At 39.3% G+C, this 16,941-nt stretch carries 18 protein-coding genes and 1 pseudogene; 5 read left to right on the top strand and 14 right to left on the bottom strand.

What is annotated here, in order from left to right; all coding sequences use genetic code 11:
- Window positions 1-56: 56 nt before the first annotated feature.
- The gene (gene ftsZ, locus DSM106972_RS35480; protein WP_127085105.1) at window positions 57-1,376 is read left to right on the top strand and encodes a cell division protein FtsZ; all 1,320 of its coding nucleotides are present in this window, start codon (window positions 57-59) and stop codon (window positions 1,374-1,376) included.
- 194 nt (window positions 1,377-1,570) lie between these two features.
- On the opposite strand, the gene gshB is transcribed toward ftsZ, so the two are convergent.
- The 4 genes from gshB to hflX all read right to left on the bottom strand — a co-directional run bounded on the left by gshB (window position 1,571) and on the right by hflX (window position 6,093).
- A complete protein-coding gene (gshB, locus tag DSM106972_RS35485; RefSeq protein WP_127085106.1) occupies window positions 1,571-2,536 on the bottom strand; it encodes a glutathione synthase in 966 nt (321 codons plus the stop codon).
- Window positions 2,537-2,649: 113 nt separating this feature from the next.
- A complete protein-coding gene (gene grxC / locus DSM106972_RS35490; protein ID WP_127085107.1) occupies window positions 2,650-2,916 on the bottom strand; it encodes a glutaredoxin 3 in 267 nt (88 codons plus the stop codon).
- Window positions 2,917-3,080: 164 nt separating this feature from the next.
- The gene (locus DSM106972_RS35495) at window positions 3,081-3,860 is read right to left on the bottom strand and encodes a cistern family PEP-CTERM protein (protein ID WP_127085108.1); all 780 of its coding nucleotides are present in this window, start codon (window positions 3,858-3,860) and stop codon (window positions 3,081-3,083) included.
- 490 nt (window positions 3,861-4,350) lie between these two features.
- Window positions 4,351-6,093, bottom strand: coding sequence for a GTPase HflX (hflX, locus tag DSM106972_RS35500; RefSeq protein WP_186538939.1), 1,743 nt, complete (start codon window positions 6,091-6,093; stop codon window positions 4,351-4,353).
- A 187-nt stretch (window positions 6,094-6,280) separates the two neighbouring features.
- Here hflX and DSM106972_RS35505 point away from each other — a divergent pair, with 187 nt between their 5' ends.
- Window positions 6,281-7,648, top strand: a complete 1,368-nt coding sequence (locus tag DSM106972_RS35505; RefSeq protein ID WP_233787716.1) for a tetratricopeptide repeat protein — start codon at window positions 6,281-6,283, stop codon at window positions 7,646-7,648.
- Between the two features lie 66 nt (window positions 7,649-7,714).
- On the opposite strand, the gene DSM106972_RS35510 is transcribed toward DSM106972_RS35505, so the two are convergent.
- Both DSM106972_RS35510 and DSM106972_RS35515 read right to left on the bottom strand, forming a co-directional pair.
- Window positions 7,715-8,440: a hypothetical protein gene (locus tag DSM106972_RS35510; protein WP_127085110.1), complete on the bottom strand. Its 726-nt coding sequence runs from the start codon at window positions 8,438-8,440 to the stop codon at window positions 7,715-7,717.
- A gap of 435 nt (window positions 8,441-8,875) precedes the next feature.
- Complete coding sequence (locus DSM106972_RS35515; protein ID WP_233787951.1) at window positions 8,876-9,049, bottom strand: hypothetical protein; 174 nt, start codon at window positions 9,047-9,049, stop codon at window positions 8,876-8,878.
- Window positions 9,050-9,150: 101 nt separating this feature from the next.
- On the opposite strand from DSM106972_RS35515, the gene DSM106972_RS35520 reads away from it, so the two are divergent.
- Entirely contained in the window at window positions 9,151-9,327 is a 177-nt protein-coding gene (locus DSM106972_RS35520) for a hypothetical protein (RefSeq protein WP_411675368.1), read from the top strand.
- 147 nt (window positions 9,328-9,474) lie between these two features.
- Here the strand turns inward: DSM106972_RS35520 and DSM106972_RS35525 are convergent, their stop codons facing one another.
- The 8 genes and pseudogenes from DSM106972_RS35525 to DSM106972_RS35555 form a co-directional block, all read right to left on the bottom strand.
- On the bottom strand, window positions 9,475-9,693 hold the full coding sequence (locus tag DSM106972_RS35525) for a hypothetical protein (RefSeq protein WP_127085111.1): 219 nt from the start codon (window positions 9,691-9,693) through the stop codon (window positions 9,475-9,477).
- A gap of 59 nt (window positions 9,694-9,752) precedes the next feature.
- Complete coding sequence (locus tag DSM106972_RS55535; protein ID WP_459178369.1) at window positions 9,753-10,079, bottom strand: calcium-binding protein; 327 nt, start codon at window positions 10,077-10,079, stop codon at window positions 9,753-9,755.
- 9 nt (window positions 10,080-10,088) lie between these two features.
- Window positions 10,089-10,235 (bottom strand): annotated as a pseudogene (locus tag DSM106972_RS56160) (calcium-binding protein); the annotation flags it as partial.
- Window positions 10,236-10,249: 14 nt separating this feature from the next.
- Complete coding sequence (locus DSM106972_RS35535; protein ID WP_127085112.1) at window positions 10,250-10,507, bottom strand: hypothetical protein; 258 nt, start codon at window positions 10,505-10,507, stop codon at window positions 10,250-10,252.
- 49 nt (window positions 10,508-10,556) lie between these two features.
- Complete coding sequence (locus DSM106972_RS35540) at window positions 10,557-11,927, bottom strand: tetratricopeptide repeat protein (RefSeq protein ID WP_127085113.1); 1,371 nt, start codon at window positions 11,925-11,927, stop codon at window positions 10,557-10,559.
- A gap of 118 nt (window positions 11,928-12,045) precedes the next feature.
- Window positions 12,046-12,714 carry a tetratricopeptide repeat protein gene (locus DSM106972_RS35545; protein ID WP_127085114.1) on the bottom strand — a complete coding sequence of 223 codons (669 nt, stop codon included), beginning with the start codon at window positions 12,712-12,714 and terminating at the stop codon, window positions 12,046-12,048.
- Window positions 12,715-13,297: 583 nt separating this feature from the next.
- Window positions 13,298-14,269 (bottom strand): 7,8-didemethyl-8-hydroxy-5-deazariboflavin synthase subunit CofG, encoded by a 972-nt coding sequence (gene cofG, locus DSM106972_RS35550; RefSeq protein WP_127085115.1) that lies wholly within the window; start codon window positions 14,267-14,269, stop codon window positions 13,298-13,300.
- Window positions 14,270-14,347: 78 nt separating this feature from the next.
- Window positions 14,348-14,971, bottom strand: a complete 624-nt coding sequence (locus DSM106972_RS35555; RefSeq protein ID WP_127085116.1) for a PAS and helix-turn-helix domain-containing protein — start codon at window positions 14,969-14,971, stop codon at window positions 14,348-14,350.
- Between the two features lie 202 nt (window positions 14,972-15,173).
- Between DSM106972_RS35555 and DSM106972_RS35560 the strand changes: the two genes are divergently transcribed.
- Entirely contained in the window at window positions 15,174-16,199 is a 1,026-nt protein-coding gene (locus DSM106972_RS35560; RefSeq protein ID WP_127085117.1) for a hypothetical protein, read from the top strand.
- A 320-nt stretch (window positions 16,200-16,519) separates the two neighbouring features.
- Window positions 16,520-16,941: photosynthetic reaction center family protein (locus DSM106972_RS35565; protein WP_459178368.1), on the top strand; the 422-nt coding region annotated here is incomplete at its 3' end.

Consider the following 16,941-nt stretch of genomic DNA (forward strand, 5'->3'; position numbering starts at 1 on the left):
CTCATAGGTACACAACACCAACCGAATAGCCGTTTATCTACATGTACGCAAATCCAATGACATTTGACAATAGCCAAGGGCTTACTTATAAAAACTCTCAATCTCCAGGACAGCCATCCTTGACTCTTACGGGGAACTCCAATAACCCTTTTAGCCATTCTGGGTTAACTTTTGGGTCATCGGACAACAAAAAAACCCCAGCAGAAGATAGTCGTATTGGCGATATCGTTCCTGGGCGCGTTGCCAACATCAAAGTGATTGGAGTTGGTGGTGGTGGTAGTAATGCTGTTAACCGCATGATTGCTTCGGATGTTTCTGGAGTAGAATTTTGGTCTATTAACACTGATGCTCAAGCTTTAACACTCGCATCCGCTCCTAGTCGTTTGCAAATTGGGCAGAAATTAACACGCGGTTTGGGGGCAGGTGGAAACCCAGCAATTGGTCAAAAAGCTGCTGAAGAGTCGCGCGACGAAATTGCCACTGCTTTAGAAGGCGCCGACCTTGTTTTTATTACGGCTGGTATGGGAGGCGGAACGGGTACAGGTGCTGCTCCAATTGTGGCAGAGGTGGCAAAAGAAATGGGCGCCTTGACAGTAGGCGTTGTCACACGTCCATTTATATTTGAAGGGCGCCGTCGTATTAGTCAAGCCGAGCAAGGAATAGAAGGGCTAAAAAGTCGCGTTGATACCCTCATTATCATTCCCAATAACAAATTATTAGAAGTGATCCCCGAACAAACTCCAATGCAGGAAGCATTTCGCTATGCCGACGACGTACTACGGCAAGGGGTGCAAGGAATTTCAGATATCATTACAATTCCTGGCTTAATTAACGTAGACTTTGCCGATGTGCGCGCAGTAATGGCAGATGCAGGTTCGGCGTTAATGGGGATTGGTATTGGTTCAGGCAAATCACGCGCTCGCGAAGCTGCCATTGCCGCAATTTCTTCGCCACTTTTAGAATGTTCGATTGAAGGGGCGAGAGGTGTTGTGTTTAACATTACGGGTGGTAGTGACTTAACACTACACGAAGTCAATGCTGCCGCCGAAACGATTTACGAAGTCGTAGATCCGAACGCGAATATTATTTTTGGTGCCGTAATTGACGACCGACTTCAAGGCGAAGTGCGATTGACTGTAATTGCAACTGGCTTTACTGGCGAAGTTCAGCAAACACCTGCACAATCTGCCAGCGTAAACCCAAGAGGGGGGATACCAACACAACAAAGGCGCCCAATGCCAATGCAGCAACCACCTTTTACTCCACCTGCACAACAACAGCAACAACAACAACAACAACCACAGCAACCACCTGAACCCAAAGAAAAACCTGGATTAGATATTCCAGACTTTTTACGCAAGCGCAATAAGAATTAATTATCTTTCCCCTACGAATGATGATTAATATTACTTAATTTCAAAACACTTAAAGTGACTGTGTTCCCCATACAATTCGTTGAATGAACCTTTTAAGCTAATTATTAAAACCAGCTAAAAAGTTCTTATTTATACATGACCGGGCTGTGTAACAGTGCCGGATATTGTTGTCATTGCTAAAAAGCTATCTACCGTTAAGAGTTAAGAGTATCCAACCATTTAATTACTTGTTGACCGAGACGAGTACCCTCGAATCGGTCAATTTCGCGTATACCTGTTGGGCTGGTAACATTAACTTCAGTGAGATAGCCACCAATAACATCAATACCAACAAAAATTAAACCATCTACTAGTAATTTTGCAGCTAGTTGCTGGCAAATATCAAGTTCACGTGGTGTTATTTCAGTTTTAGCAACAGTACCACCAGCAGCCATATTATTGCGAAATTCTCCGGCTGTCGAAAGACGATTCAAGGCGCCTATCGGTTCACCGTTGAGTAATATAATTCGCTTATCTCCTTGCTTGGCTTCTGGTAAATACGTTTGCACCATTACAGGAACACGACCTTGAAGGGTACTAAGTTCAACAATCGAGTTGAAATTACGGTCTCCTGCTTGTAAAAATAAAATGCCTTCTCCTGCTTTGTTGCCCAAAGGTTTTAGTATAGCGGCGCCTTTAACTTCGACAAATTGGCGAATTCGGGCTTTATCAGCGCTAACAATAGTTTCGGGTATTGCCTCAGTAAACTGTAAAGCATACATTTTTTCATTGGCTGCTCGTATGCCGTTAGGGCTATTAACCACTAAAGTTTTGCGAGGGTCAATATAATCAAGAATATAAGTTGCGTATAAATACGGAACATCCACAGGTGGGTCAGTCCGCATAAACACAGCATCCATTGTGTCTAGGCAAACACTCAGACGTTCGCCTAGCTTATACCAAGCAGAAACAGCAACCCAGCGTCCTTCTACTAACTCAATCGGTGTAATTTCCACCCGTTCAAGAATGCCCCAAGCTTTGCTATCAACAACACTTAGTTGACTCGCTTGAGTTATCCATACTTCATGTCCTAACACACAAGCAGCTTCCATCAAAGCCACACTAGTATCGTGACAAGGGTCAAGCAAGTGGATAGGGTCAATAATAAAAGCTAATTTCACTTTTTTGTACGGCGGCGCCGGAAATATCTAAAGATGACACACCTATTGATTATCCACCTAAAAGTACCCTGATGAGTTATAAGTTATGAGTTCTGATTCCTAACTCCTAACTCTTAACTTTCAACTTCTAATAACTCATCTAACTTTCCTTTCGCATCGAGTGCGTGGATATCATCACAACCACCAACGTGAAGGTCATCAATAAAAATTTGTGGTAGAGAGCGTCTACCATTTGCACGTTGGGCCATTTTACCTCGTGCTACCTCATCCCCATCAATAGCGTACTCAACAAAATCAACACCTTTGTCTTTTAACAAAGCTTTCGCACGAATGCAAAACGGACAAGTTCTCCAAGTATAAATTTCAACTTTAGCAGTCATGGCGCTTTTACTTCAGTAACATTTCCTCATTTTAGAACGCTACCGCTGGTTATGCTATAAGTTAAACTCTACACCCATGCACAATTATAACTGGTTACTAAAAGCCCACACCAATATTACACACGTGGTGTGGGTAGTTTTTAGGTAGTTTACCCTTTAAATATTTAAGATTGAGAGACAAGCTTGTTGTTTTTCTTTCTTAGTCCAAAAGCACTTATAGCTACAAAACCGATAGCTGCAATAGTTGCAGGTTCAGAAACTTTTCTTCTCACCTTGCCTCTACCTGTACCGCTAGCACCATTGAAAGTAACATTATTGCTACTTCCGTCAATGCTTTGATAGCGGACACCAAAATTGTCCAAATCTAAGCTGTTGATAATACCGTTAAAAGCCAAAATCGCAGTGAAGTTGCCGCTATTGCCATTAAAGACTCCGCCACTAGCTCCTCCCTGGCAGTTATTACCATTTGTAAAGCATACGTCAACGTTACCAAACTGGTTAGGGAATGAGCCACCTCTGTCGTTGGAAAAAAGTCCTCCACTTTGTACTCGTGTGCTTCCAGAAGTATTGGTATTTCCAACTCCGAGTAAATTGTAGTTGGTATCAAAACCTAAAGCAGAAGTTCTAGAGGTAATGCCACTGCCTGATGTATTGGATAACTTAATATTAAATTTTGCCTCGGTTTTGGTATTGGCGCCAGTACCAACTGTGGAAAATCCTAGAAATTTAAAAGTTGCTAGTGATGAAAGTCCATTGACATTTTGTGTATTAACATTCCCATCAAAGTAAACATCAAATACTTGATTTACATCGTTAGCATCAAGGGTAACTTTGGTGTCATTACTAGAAACTATAAAAGCGGATGCTGAGGGAGCAAAAGCCACTGAAGTTACTGCTACTGTAGCGAGTGCGGATAAAACAGTAATAGGTTGTTTGAACAACATTGGTGTATTAAAAAAATTTTGAATGAGACTTTTACACTATAAGCAATCTGATTAAATATCGTCTATTGATTTGCGATATATTTATTGATGCTTCAATTTCAGCTTTAAAAAGATGATTTAACAGTATAAATACTAGTAATAAGCAATATTTTTTTAACATCGAAAATTATATTGATTTTCTATATTTGAATAAAACTGTAAGTGAATATACTTGTTTTGATAAAAAAGAGTAGGGACACAACAATGCTATGCCCCAGCCTTAAGATGAACGTATACTTTGAGTTTAAGTAATTACCGTGAAGAAACAGCGCAGTGAATAAGCTGTCCCAAGCGCTGACGGAGAATTTCTAAACCTGTTCCTTCACCCAACCTACGTATTTTCGTTTTTTCTCCAAAACCTACGCAGTATTGTATCGGATATAAATTGTAAAAAGAAATCCCGGTAACTGTTATGAGACCGGGATTTTAATATCTTATTTTCTTTATTGCTTTACCGCTCGTGTGCTGCGAAGTGAATTAGTTGTCCTAAACGCTGACGAAGAGTTTCTAAACCCAAACGATGGGTGGCAGAAATAAACACAGCCATTGGAAACTCTTCGCGCGCTATTTCAAGCGTATCGCTACTAACTTCATCTATTTTGTTAAACACAACCATTGCTGGCCCAGGCGTAACAGGCATTACAGCCAAAATATCCCGTACTGCACGAATGTGACTCAACCACGCGGGATGCGATAAATCAACCAAATGTATTAAAGCATCGGCTTCAGTCACTTCTTCCAAAGTGGCGCGGAAGGCATCCATCAGTGCTTCTGGCAGTTCGTGTATAAATCCTACCGTATCTGTAACTAGAATTTCTTGCGGTAGAGAGTCTAAAGCATCGGGAACTACCAAACGACGAGTAGTTGGGTCGAGCGTTGCAAACAATTGGTCGGCCGTATATACTTCGGCGTTGGTCAACGTATTTAGCAGTGTAGATTTTCCTGCGTTCGTATATCCAACTAAAGCCACAGAGGGAACTTCTTGGTGTTGGCGCCGTTGACGCAAACGTTCACGATGTGCTTGTAATTGGTTGACTTCTTGTTGCAAACGAGAAATACGGCGGCTAATGGCACGGCGTTCGGTTTCTAATTTAGTTTCACCAGGGCCTCGTGTACCAATACCACCCCCCAGTCGAGACATCGCTTGACCTCGACCTGTGAGGCGAGGCAACATGTACTCTAACTGTGCCAACTCAACTTGTAATTTACCAGCACGTGACTGAGCGCGCTGTGCAAAAATATCTAATATGACTTCGGTGCGGTCAACGACGCGAACACCAATTTGAGCTTCTAAGTTGCGAACCTGCGACGGTGTAAGGTCACGGTCGAAAACAACTAAATTTGCTCCTAAAGTTTGTGCTGTTAAGGCAATTTCTTGAACTTTACCTTCCCCGACGACAGTTTGGGGATGGGTACGGCTGCGTTTTTGCCACATAGTTTGCAAAACTTCGCCGCCTGCGGTATCAACCAACCGCCCTAATTCTTCGACAATATCTTTAAATTGTTGCGCGTTAACGTTGTCGGTCATGACACCAACAATTACAACGCGGTCATTGTCGCTATCAACATCAGTGGCAACATACTCTCGTCGAAATTCTTCTTCGAGTCCTTCTACCAATTCCAGAAAATCTTGATTTGATAGAACATCTAAACTCATTGCTGGCGAGACATTCCAACTTGGTGCTGGAAGTTTGTCTTTCTCATTTAATGAGGCGCCACTGTTAATTAAAACGGGGGTGTAAGAGGCTGTTAAATGTGCCAAATAAGCTTCTTTAACATATCCAGTTGCACCACCACCACGTTTGGTAAATCCAGTTCCAGTAATATTGAGTACAACCAGGGCATCAAGACGTTGCATAGCCATAGCTGTTAAAGCCGCTTCCGATGGTGGTTCTGGCTTTAAGTGGGTAGCTATACAACGGATACCGCAAAGTCGTTCTGCACCATAACGTGGCAACTCTAAAGGCGGAATCTGCGTTTGACGCGGAGTGCCCACCCCAACCCGGATAACTTGTCCGCGACGGTTAACGTAGGCACATACAGGGAAATTTATCTCAGTACTAATTGCTGCCAGACGCTGGGAAAATTCGGGCGTTGTAACGGTATCGCCCGGTAAGCGCTGGTGGTACAGCCGCTGTAGTTGTTTGAGCTGGCTGCTTTTTAAACCTTGGAGATTACCAAAGATAGTCTCGATAGGCGTTTTATACCAGTGAACTGGTCCTCGAATGCTTCCATGTCTATTTTACAACATCGCTTTTGTTGTCAAACTCCTACTTTTGGTAGATGCATCTTCACAATTAATTTACAAAATTGCCAATCTATGTATAAATAGATGCTTTAAGATTAAGCCAAATTACTATTAAGTTTTATTTGAGGTCAAGATGCGATTCTTATTTGGAGTACCTTTACTCATCAGTCTATCATTAGTAATGGCGCCAGGAATTACCATTGCGGCAGTAGTCGAATTGGTAGAAGAAGCACAAAGTGCCCAAAATGATTCAAATTACGACGAAGCAGAAAAATTATGGCGCCAAGTTATTAAACAGCAACCAAGAGACGCTTTAGCATACGCGCGCTTAGGTAGTGTACTATTCTCTCAAAATAGAATTGATGAAGGAATTGCCGCATACCAACAAGCTATCAAAATCAAGCCAAGTGCCAAAATTTACAATAACTACGGTGATAACTTACGCTCAGAAGATAAACTAAATGAAGCAATGATAGCCTATCAAGAAGCTTTAAAACTAGATTCCAAAAGCGAAGTAGCACGTAGTGGTTTAGGTACAGTATATCTTAGACAAGAAAATTATACACAAGCAATAGCAGAATTTCGTCAGTTAGTTGCCCTAAAACCAGATTGGAATAACTATGAATCATTAGGTGACGCTTTAACAGAAGCAGGAAAGCATGATGAAGCTAGAACAGCTTATCGACAAGCTATTAAATTAGAGCCAACATACTATTCGCTATATAATAAAGTTGCTGAATCTTTTCAGAAGCAAGAAAAGATCAATGATGCAATACTAGCTTATCGTCAAGCAATAAATGTTGATTCGACTAATTTTTATGCATACACTGGTCTTGCAGAATTAATAAAGTTTCCAAAATCGATTACGATTTTAACGCAATACGCAAAACAAGAACCTAAAAATGAAGTGCCACTCCAAGCTTTAGGTTATATTTATAAGCAAAATCAAAAGTTAAACGAATCAGTATCCGCATACCGTCAAGCAATAAAAGTTAAACCATCAGCAGAAAACTATTCAAGCTTAGGTGAAGTACTAGTAGAGCAAAATAAACTAGAACAAGCAGTTACAGCGTATCGTCAAACTATTAAACTTGAACCACAAGATTACCGATATGGCGCCTTAGCAGAAGTTCTAATTAAGCAAAATAAATTGAACGAAGCACTAACATCTTGTCAAACAGTAATAGACCTTTATAAAGGTAAAGACACTTCTTATATAAACTACTACACTTGTTCCGTAGCAGGTTTTGGTATTTATCAAAAGCAAGGATTAAAAAATGTCATGACAACCTTTCAACAGCTTACAAAAAAAATTCCTCCCAAAAACATGGCAGAAATATATGTCAACTTAGGTTATCGTATTCAAAGTACTGATAATTTTATCAAAGAAGACGCAATAGCCATTTTTGAAGAAGCATTAAAATTCAACCCCAGAAACAAAGAAGCCCAAGAAAACCTTCAAGAACTTCAACAAACTCAACAAAGCAGCTTTATTCAATAGCACTCTTGTGGAATGGGCATCCTTGCCCGTTCTCATAAGACCCACCCCACAAGACAAATTTAAAGATTAATTGCTACTTGGCGCCACATTTGTTTGTGGTTCAGTAGAGGTCGCAGGTTTATTAGTATCGGGGAAAGAGTTTTCAGGAGTAGTAGTACTGCTACCATTTGTCTCGCTAGTACTTGTACTATTAGAGCTTGGCTTCGGCGCCGTATTTTGTGTTGAAGGACTAGGTTTTGTCGTACTTGGCTGAGGTGGAACAGTAATATTAATGTTTGGTGTAGTGTTAGTTTGTGCAGGCGCCTGTTGAGGAACAACAACTGGAACTGGAACTGGAACTTCCTTAATGACTGGAACTTCCTTAGTGACTGGAACTGGAACTTCTTTGGTTCGCTCAATAATTTTGGTTTGACTTTGTTGAGTTACTGTTGGAATTGGAGTAGGAGTAGTTGCTGGTGCTACAACAGGCGCCGTAGTAGAGGATGGTGTAACCGTTTCTGAAGCTGTATTATTTTGGTTGAAATACCAGAAGGCGCCACCAATTAATCCTACCAACGCAAGTAAAAACCCTAATATTAATCCACGAGAAGTACTATCTTCGTCTTGTCGCGCTAGTCTTTCTTCTTGATAACCACGCTCTGTTGCTTGTCCGTGAACATACCCACTTTGGTAGTTGGAAGGTGTGGTGTTATTAACTGTCTCACTCGTTCGCTTAATATGAGTGTTTCCGTTACTATCCGTGTAACTTTCCTGTTGCTCGCGGTAGTTTTTGTTATCGTTTGAGTTATTCATAAGTTTTGCTTAAATAGTCACAAATACGCAGCTAGATAACGTGTTTTTTAAAACTCGCATCATTCTTGTTTCAGAATAACCCCTGCATTTCCCTAAACGTTTCTGTCTAAAGAGATGATATAAACATCTACCTGAAGGCTGATTAAGGCGCCTGGTATAATAAAATTGTAAAAATTAGATATATTTTCTATAAATAAGCAACTATTTCGATTTTATGTAGTAAAGACGCGCACATGTAACGTCGAGACCAGCGGTGGTATGTTTAATATGCTCAAGGTAAGTATAATTATCTTAATAAACAAATTTATTTACCAATTCAATCAGTTATAATTCCTCAATTTCAAGATGCTGCATTAGATTTGAGCAAAATTTTCCCTTAACCATTTCTGGAGAGGAAGTATTTAGAGAGCTACATGCTACAAATTTTTGACATCTTTAATAAAGATAGCCTTCATCAAGTCCTACTTTATCATGATATACTTTCGCTAAAGCTTGCCATTCATTAGAAAAAACTGTATTACGGTAAGTATTTCGTAATTCGCTAATAGCACGCTGTACATCTCTCGTTTGAATAGGTAGCTTGTCAGTATATTTAATTGTCTCCTTCATTAATAATAGTAAATTTCTGACATGACCGCCACTCATCAAACACAATCTGTCTAATGCCTCTGGCTGCTCGAATATAATCTACTATAGAACGATTTGAGTCTATGCGATTTCTTCTACACATTATGGAAGCTAGTGGAACTTCTCAAACTGATTTAGTCGGTCTTATTGGTTCAAGTGAGGTTGTGTCTCAGGTTGTAAATGGCGAACGTGCGATTGATGAATTACAAGCTAAAGTGCTAGGTGAGTATTTTCAAGTGGCGCCAAGTTTGTTTATTTAATATATCACTTGTAAAATATTTCTCTTCTTTCTTTCCTTCCTTTGCGTCATGCAGCGTCCTTTGGGGTTCGTTACATAAGCATCATTTTTTACAAATCAATTAGGAATGCTATAGGAGGGCGGGCAAGGATGCCCACCCCACAAGAACCTAGATAATATTTACACTATTTAATTGTGTTGATTTCAAAGTTGCTGACAAATCACTACCTGCGCTAATTAAAGTGTCATCGCCACTAATAGAAACAGATAGTAATGAGTTTGCAGCTAAAGTACTACCGCGACTAATTGAATCATCACCACTATACTCATATATAGTGACACTTTCTACCCCTGCATCGAGAATAAAGCGGGTACTACCACTACCCACATAAATAGTATCGTTACCAATGCCAGTAGATATGGTATTGTTGCCTTCACCTGCATAAATTACATCACTCCTGCACCTGTTTTAATAATATCGTTTCCGGCGCCTGCATAAATCAAATTATTACCGTTACCAGCAATTACTTGATTATTTCCTTCACCTGCGTAGATAGTTTTATTTCCTTTTCCGAGTCTAATAACATCATTACCTGCACCCGTAAATATTAAATCAATTCCGTTACCTGTAGTAATGCGGTTATTACCTTTACTTGCGTAAATAGTGTTATTGCCGTTCCCAAATGCAAAAACATCATTACCACTACCAGCATAAGCTAAATTATTACCGTTTGCAGCGATATAAAGATTGTCTCCTTCACTACCACAAAAGATATTATTTCCATCTCCTGCATCAAAACGGTCGTTACCAGCACCTGCATAAAATATATCGTTTCCGGCGCCACCATATAAAATATTATTGCTTTCACCAGCATATATGATGTTATTACCAGCACCCGCATCAATTACATCATCTCCACTGTTACCAAATAAAGTATCACTAGTTAGTCATATTCATTTTCCCAGTCTTCTACATCTAGGACAGAGAATTCCGTTAATTCTGGGTCATTTAAAAAATTTTCTGCCATAGCTGCTACGTATGGTGCAATTAATTTATGACGCTCTTCTAAGGGTAACTTGGCGATTTCCTGAAGCGACATTTTTGCTTGACTCGTCGGTTGCTCGACATCCTTGGTTTTCTGAACAAGGGACTGCACAAAATCTAATACCTGTTGTTGTTTTTCGTTTGATAGATTTCGCAAGTTTTTTAACACTGCTTGTTCTATTATTCATTGTTTAGTTCATATAAATTTATGTTTTCCCAATTATAGATTGAAACCGTGCGTCATCTCTTATACTAGCAAAGGCAGCTTCACTTTTTGCCTTTCTTGGACACTCATAACGGTTAATCTTGACGGCTTTTTGTAGAGATTCTAGTGCTAGGTCTTTTTTATTTAATAAAGCTAGACAGCGAGCTTGGTTATAATATAGTTGATAATCATATGAGTAGTAAGACGGGTGTAGTTTCATCACTTCATTAAAAGATGCTAAGGCTTCTTCTAATTTATTCATATTCATAAATAGAAGACCTAAACTATACCAACCGCTGTAATAATCAGATTTATATTTAATTGTCTGATGATAACAATATATAGCTTCTTCGTAACGCTGGAGTTTTTCTAATGCTGTACCTTTATAATACCAAGTTAAATAATCATCTTGTTTAATATCTGTGATTTGATTATAAATTTCTATTGCTTCTTCGTAACGTCCTGAGTTACTCAATTGATTACCAAGCGGGCGCCTTTGCAGTACAAAAGCTGTATCACGACTCGTTTGTGCTTCGTCAAAGCGTTCTAATTTGTTAAGGGGATAACTACGATTTTGCCAAGCTACAAAATAATCTGGATTTTCTTCGATTGCTTTATCATAAGAAGCTATGGCTTGTTCGTAACAACCCTGTTTTTCTAGAGCAAGACCTCGATTATTCCATGTATCGTAATATTCATGAAGTTCTAGAGATTTATCGTAACTGGCAACTGCATCTTGATAACTACCTAAGTCAAGATATATATTTCCTCGCAAATACCATACTTCGTAGTCGTTTGGCTGAATTTCTAAAGATTTATTAATACTTTCAATTGCTTCTGTATATTTATGCAAACGCTGTAGAATATTTGCTCTAACTCGCCAAAGTTCTGCATCGTCATATACCAATTCTAAAGCTTTGTCATAGCAAGCAACTATTTTTTCGTCATTACCAAGTTGTTCCCATGCATCTGCGGCTTTTCGGTAATATACAACAGCTTTTTTGTTGAAATTTAATAAATATAAAGCTTGTGCGGCTTTTTCACAGTTTTGTGCTGCTTCTTCGTAGCGGTTTAATTCCCAAAGTAAAGTATCTAACAATTCGTAAGCACAGTCTAAGTCAGGTTTTAGTTCCCATGCTTTACATAGACTGACTATGGCTTCTTCGTACTGTCCTAATTCTTCTAAAGCTAAACCTCTTTGGTACCAAACATCATAATTGTTTGGCTGAATTTGTAGTACTTGGTCAAATGCCACTATTGCTGCGTCGTAGTCTTCTGATTCCATTAACCCTAAGCCACGATTTAACCAACCCAAATAATGATCTCCGTAGCTTGCGGATTGCTGCTCGTGTTCGTTAGAATTTGACGACATTGTGTAATGTGGTAGCTTTGACGGTCAATTCCAATTCTAACTAATAGTAGGACAGGCGGGCACCTATCCTACGAATCGACGGCGCATATACTATAAGGAACGGCGCCTATTTCCTATTTTAGGGGTTGATTAATTTCTGAAAACGAGCCTGGTCGCGAATTTCATCAAATTCAGCTTCAGTTTTGGCGCTTTGACGATATTGGTTTGGACTAAGTTCAATTGCTTGCTGCAAACAATCAATAGCGAGTTCAACATCACCTACTACTGCATGACAGCAAGCTTTGTTATACCACGTTGAGTCATCATGTGGCTTAAATTTTAATGATTGGTCATAAGATGCTATGGCTGCTTGCAAGTCTCCCATTTCGTAAAGTAGCCAACCACGACTATACCAGGTGTTCTCATCATCAGGGTTGAGTTTCAATACGATGTCATAGCAAGCAAGCGCATCTTCATAACGTTCTAATTTTTCTAGTACGTTACCGCGATTGTACCAAGCGAAATCATCCAAATAGTTGATTCGCAAAGCATTTTCAAAACACGTTAACGCTTCAGAGTAGTCTTCAAGCTTATCGCAAAGCACTGCACCTAGACCTATCCAGGCATCTTTATAGTCTGATTTGATTTTTAACGCTTGTCTATAAGCTTTTACAGCATCTTCATACTGTCCCAAATCATCTAGTGCTTCAGCATGGCAACACCATAATATGTGGTTGTCGGTTTGCGCTGGCAATACCTTAGTATCATAAGCCAACATATCAAAATGTTCTTCACCAGCATTAAGCATATTTCTCGCCCTAGGTTCAAATTTGTTGTTGTTTTATAAGTTTTTTCAGCGAAAATACACCTACTTCCACGAGCAGGCTTATACATAATTTTTTATACATTAAGGCTTATTCTGTTATTGTATAAGCCTTACCTACTTAAAGCCTCGCGTTTTTAAAGATACCTTTAGATTTCATTTTTAACACCTCTCCTTTGAAAGATAAATAACTTGTCTTAGGACTGTTATGGGTATACCCATGACTCTTCTATAGGAGTATCGCTTTTTGACAGGCGCCACTTGTGCCTGCCAACACAGCCTACGGGTCGGTAATTCACATTTGGCATCTTTACGAGATAAAAACTCGATGCTCAGAATGACAAACTAATATTGTTAACTTCAATTGACAAAAGAGTACTTCCGGAATTTTTGATTTTTTTTACTGCCAATATAAACAAACCCTGATATTATGTTGCCAATGCAGCATCACTGTCTGTATTTTTTTTAACAACTAGCAAATAACATATGTATTATTAATGACTTTGCATAAATTCTTACCAGTAAACGGTAATTAATTACAACTATTTTTATAAATATTTTATAAAGATTAAATACTTAGAGTGTCTCTACATTTTGCAACTGCCGTCTGTAAATGTGGGTTTAACCAGGCATCAAACTGCGGGTAAATGGGTAATCGTGGTTTCAGGCGCCAGTTTGTAGGCTGTAATATTCGTTCTAAGTCATTTTTTTGTAAATGTGGGTAATCTGGGTTTACTTCGTCTTTTGGTCCAATTCCACCTAAATCTCTTGCACCTGCTTCGACACAAGCAATTAACCACTGGGAGTCTTGAACTAAATTGGGAGGAATTTGGATAGTAACATCAGCAGGCAAAATTTTGCGTGCTTGGGAAATTACATATGGTAGCTGACGGGGATTAAAAGACGGTGCATTAAAGCTTTGCTCTTTTCCAGGGCTATGAGGTTGTAAAATAACTTCTTGGATATGGTGGTAGTCCAAATGAATTTGAGCAATTGCTTCTAATGTCTCCCACCAATCTTGTTCGGTCTCACCAATTCCCAGTAGCAAACCCGTTGTAAAAGGTATTTTTAACTCTCCTGCCCATTGTAATTGTTGCAGTCTTTTAGATGGCACTTTACTCGGCGCCTGCTTATGGACAGTTTTTAAAAGTTCAGGGGTTAGCTGTTCTAACATTAATCCCATTGAAACGTTGACTTGTTTAAGCTTCTGCATTTCGTCAAAGCTTAATGGTCCCACATTCGTGTGTGGCAAAAAGCCCATACTAAGTGCTAACTCACATAGCTCGTATATCCGCTCAAACCAAGCCTGGCGCCGTGCCGACTGAGGATGAACTTCACCACTAAGTATCAATATTTCACATACAACTTGAGTATGAACTTGCGCTTTCAATCTTTTAAATATGCTCCCAGCTTCACTTAAACTCATCCAAGCACTTTTGCCAGGTTCCGCACGAAAGTTACAATAACTACATCTATTAAAGCACTCATAAGTAGGAACTATTGTATAAGCAGGACTATAAGTAATAATAGAGCTAAACATAAAACTCATAAATCATGTACGGGCGGGTTAACCCATATCCTAATTGGTAAAATAAAATTTTAGTTAAACCCGCCCTTTTTAAGATTCCAACCACACCATATCCTGCTGTTTCGCATAAATACTTTTAAGATGCTTTTTGACTGTATTAATTGTAATGTAAAGTCGCGCCGCAATTTCCTTATACGAAAGATTAGCTTTACGCAGTAACCAAACTTGAGTCTCACGCTCTGTCAAACCATATTTCTTTGCATCTCGTATCGCAATACTCTGATTTGACTCATGGCAATCTTCTAGAGTAACAATCATATATTCGTTCTTGTTATCATCCATCTCTAACCAGCGCGCGCGGATTCGCACTTTTGTTGAGTTTTTATCGACCTCAAGCTCCATAAATATATTACTGTCAGGGAAAAGCTCGCGACTTTCAATTAATGACTCACAAACATTCCAAATTTCTTCAGGAATTATTTGTTCTAAGTATAAACCTGTAAGCTTGTTACATATATTACGAGCATATTCATTTGCATGTAGTAATTTCATATCGGGTGTCAGTATTATTATCCCATCTACAAAACCTTCTATTACAGCTTGCAATAGATATATTTCTTCGCTTTTCCGTATATTCTTCATCGAGTCATTATCAAAAATATAACTTTTGGTAGATGCGTTGATATAATTATTTTGCGTGTTAAATTGAACCATTGTATAATTCCTTATTAACGATTAAGCAGCATTGTCAAATAAGAGTACCTGTAGGCACAATGACGACGCGGTAATGTCTACAACTACCCTGAACAAAATCAACGTGCATCTAATCTTGCGGAATTAAGGTGAATTAAGGTGAAGTTTTTAAGTACGGTGTGCAAGGGTTTTTTCCCTCAAATTAACTTATCTACCAATTCCAATGGATGCTTACAATCTCAACGAATACTTTCCAATATCTGAACAGCATAAATATGTTTCCCAGCTACAGGGACGAGTCGGTTTGACACGTCGTCGGGCTGAGTACTTTGTCAAGTTATGGGCATATTTGTTCCTCAAACAGCAGCACGAATTAAACAGGCGCCTAGAATTACCTTTAACAGACCTTGATTTACCATCAGGATTTGTGCAATGTACACATCGCGAAGCACAATCCATATTTTACGGAGACTCCGATCAAGGTAGCGATAGGGCTGCGGGTATGATGATTGATAAGTTTGTTGGTTTGGGATTAATCGAGAAGAAATTTGATGGCAACAATATATGTATTCGCGTTAAATCCTTATTACCACGTAATAGCTTAATTGATACTAATACAATTGAATTATTTCCTGATTCCTTCAATCCGCGAGTCGATGCTATACCTGTAGCGACTTTTTTATCACGTTACTACAACTGGATTGATAATAAAAATGTCGTTGTTCCGCAGCGAATAGCCAGAATTTTACGTGAATGGGCAGTACTATATCCAGCTTCCATGCGTGTATTGCGGCGCCGTGATACTCAAAACGCCGTAGGATTTTATATTTTGTACCCAGTAGCCAGAGAATCTGAAGACAATTTTTTCATGTCGCCGCGCAAAAGTCTATATTTAGGTATTGATATTGAAGTAGACCCCATCAAAATGGCGGCGCCTCAAGACCCAGACTGTAACGCTATACAAGTACGAGCATGGCAAATTGATTTTCCTTACAAAACTAAACATAATATAGAGATGCTTCTCATCGATGCTCAAAACACCTTAATTAAGATGCAAGCCGACTATCCCAACATGTGCGACATCTACACAATACCCTTGCATCCCGCAGACCAGCAACTAGGATACGCATTGGGATTTCAGAACATCAGTCAAGACCAACAAGCATCACTACACTGGATATACATAGCACTCGACAGATTTTTAGCGCTCAACATCCCCCAACAACTCTCAAATCTCAACTTTACTTAAACCAGTTATAAGCAGTTTTTAATATAAACAGTGAGCAAACACTTCTATATATGCTTTACACTACTTAACAATCAACGTAAATTCGAGCTTTCAGGCGCCTTAATGGCATCAAAATAAGTATGCCAAAAGTATGAGACTTCGCGGAATTACTTAAAAAAGCTAGAAAAATTTCAGATGAAATCCTTACCAAACAAGCATTTTAGCTAAAATATGTATAAATTCTTAAGATGCTTTACAAATAGAAACATATACATTAAGATAATTTACATCGGGTAAATAAATCTACCTGATACATACATAAATCAAGCAATCATAAAGACATGACCGCAACCTTACAACGTCGCGAAAGCGCAAACGTATGGGAACAGTTCTGCCGTTGGGTCGCAAGCACCGAAAACCGTCTCTACATCGGTTGGTTCGGCGTATTGATGATTCCTACCTTGTTGGCAGCAACTACCTGTTTCATCATCGCATTCGTAGCAGCACCTCCCGTTGACATCGACGGTATCCGCGAACCAGTAGCTGGTTCTTTAATGTACGGAAACAACATCATCTCTGGTGCAGTTGTTCCTTCTTCTAACGCTATCGGTTTACACTTCTACCCAATCTGGGAAGCAGCTTCCTTAGATGAGTGGTTGTACAACGGTGGTCCTTACCAGTTGGTAGTATTCCACTTCCTGATTGGCGTATTCTGCTACATGGGTCGTGAGTGGGAACTTTCTTACCGCTTAGGTATGCGTCC

Source organism: Dulcicalothrix desertica PCC 7102 (genome assembly GCF_003991905.1).
GTDB classification, from domain to species: Bacteria; Cyanobacteriota; Cyanobacteriia; order Cyanobacteriales; family Nostocaceae; genus Dulcicalothrix; species Dulcicalothrix desertica.

What these genes read in the sequence shown, in the direction of transcription:
- DSM106972_RS35555 (WP_127085116.1), bottom strand. Translation starts at nt 14,971, where the DNA reads ATGGTTCAATTTAACACGCAAAATAATTATATCAACGCATCTACCAAA.
- DSM106972_RS35540 (WP_127085113.1), bottom strand. Translation starts at nt 11,927, where the DNA reads ATGTCGTCAAATTCTAACGAACACGAGCAGCAATCCGCAAGCTACGGA.
- DSM106972_RS35520 (WP_411675368.1), top strand. Translation starts at nt 9,151, where the DNA reads ATGCGATTTCTTCTACACATTATGGAAGCTAGTGGAACTTCTCAAACT.
- DSM106972_RS35515 (WP_233787951.1), bottom strand. Translation starts at nt 9,049, where the DNA reads ATGAAGGAGACAATTAAATATACTGACAAGCTACCTATTCAAACGAGA.
- DSM106972_RS35505 (WP_233787716.1), top strand. Translation starts at nt 6,281, where the DNA reads ATGCGATTCTTATTTGGAGTACCTTTACTCATCAGTCTATCATTAGTA.
- DSM106972_RS35510 (WP_127085110.1), bottom strand. Translation starts at nt 8,440, where the DNA reads ATGAATAACTCAAACGATAACAAAAACTACCGCGAGCAACAGGAAAGT.
- DSM106972_RS35495 (WP_127085108.1), bottom strand. Translation starts at nt 3,860, where the DNA reads ATGTTGTTCAAACAACCTATTACTGTTTTATCCGCACTCGCTACAGTA.
- ftsZ (WP_127085105.1), top strand. Translation starts at nt 57, where the DNA reads ATGACATTTGACAATAGCCAAGGGCTTACTTATAAAAACTCTCAATCT.
- DSM106972_RS35560 (WP_127085117.1), top strand. Translation starts at nt 15,174, where the DNA reads ATGGATGCTTACAATCTCAACGAATACTTTCCAATATCTGAACAGCAT.
- cofG (WP_127085115.1), bottom strand. Translation starts at nt 14,269, where the DNA reads ATGTTTAGCTCTATTATTACTTATAGTCCTGCTTATACAATAGTTCCT.
- DSM106972_RS35545 (WP_127085114.1), bottom strand. Translation starts at nt 12,714, where the DNA reads ATGCTTAATGCTGGTGAAGAACATTTTGATATGTTGGCTTATGATACT.
- grxC (WP_127085107.1), bottom strand. Translation starts at nt 2,916, where the DNA reads ATGACTGCTAAAGTTGAAATTTATACTTGGAGAACTTGTCCGTTTTGC.